This window comes from Alcanivorax sp. HI0044, from assembly GCF_001634945.1.
Genome location: NZ_LWEZ01000197.1, coordinates 1 through 901 on the forward strand (window position 1 = coordinate 1; position 901 = coordinate 901).

A 901-nucleotide genomic window follows, 5' to 3' on the forward strand; every position below is an offset into this window, starting at 1 on the left:
TACCAGCGTGCCGGGGCCTGGTAGTCCGCAGGCTTGCCGGATTTCTGGGCGAGCACATGGTGGTATTCGGCCAGGTCGAGGATATGCCCCTTGAGCAGATCCACATATTGCTGGCGGATATCCGGGTGTCGGTTCCAGTACTCGCTGTTCACCCCATAGTGATCGATGAATTTTTCTTTCGCCGGCAGTACCAGTGTCGGGAATCCCCCTTTCTGGTAAGACTCGATCTGCAGAGTGGAGAACTCCGGGGCCAGGCGGGAATCCGGATAGACCTGAACGAACATGTCGTAGGTTTCCGCCGCATCGCGGAAACGTTCCTGATTCAGGTAGACGTCACCCAGGGTGCGGTAAATCTCCGGTTCGTAGTCCCGGTTGCCGTTGCGGGCAAACCAGGCTTTCACTGACTTGGCGCCATTCAGGTTGCTGAAGCTGAGGCTGACAACCCGTTGGGTATCGCCGAACAGCTTGCTTTCCATGCTGGTGTCATCAGCCAGTACGGCCTCGCCGTTCAGGTTGTCCAGCAGGGTGAAGAAACTGTTCTGGGCGCGTTCGTATTCGCCCAGTTTGTAGTAGCTCCAGCCGTGCTTGTACAGCGCCTGGTTATAGAATTCGTTGCGCTCGCCCCGTTCGATGACGTCGGCATAGGCTTTTTCTGCGTATTCGTAGTCACCTTCCGAGAACAGCATTTCACCGCGCCGGAACTGAGCTTCCAGTGCCCAGTCGCTGTTGGGGTATTGCTCTACCAGGGAGTCGAGACTGCTGCGGGCCTTGTCCAGGTCTCCATCCATGGCGTAGGCCTTGGATAGCAGGTAATAGGCTTCGGCGCGTTCGTTGGCGTCGTTGGTGCTGTTCAACAATTCCTGATACAGCTGAATGGCGGTGCTGTAATCCACATCCTCGT

The 901-nt window shown here is 56.7% G+C and carries 1 protein-coding gene; it reads right to left on the reverse strand.

What is annotated here, in order from left to right:
* The coding region (locus A3730_RS02365; RefSeq protein ID WP_231883814.1) for a tetratricopeptide repeat protein at positions 1–893 on the reverse strand (893 nt) is incomplete at its 3' end.
* Positions 894–901 lie beyond the last annotated feature (8 nt).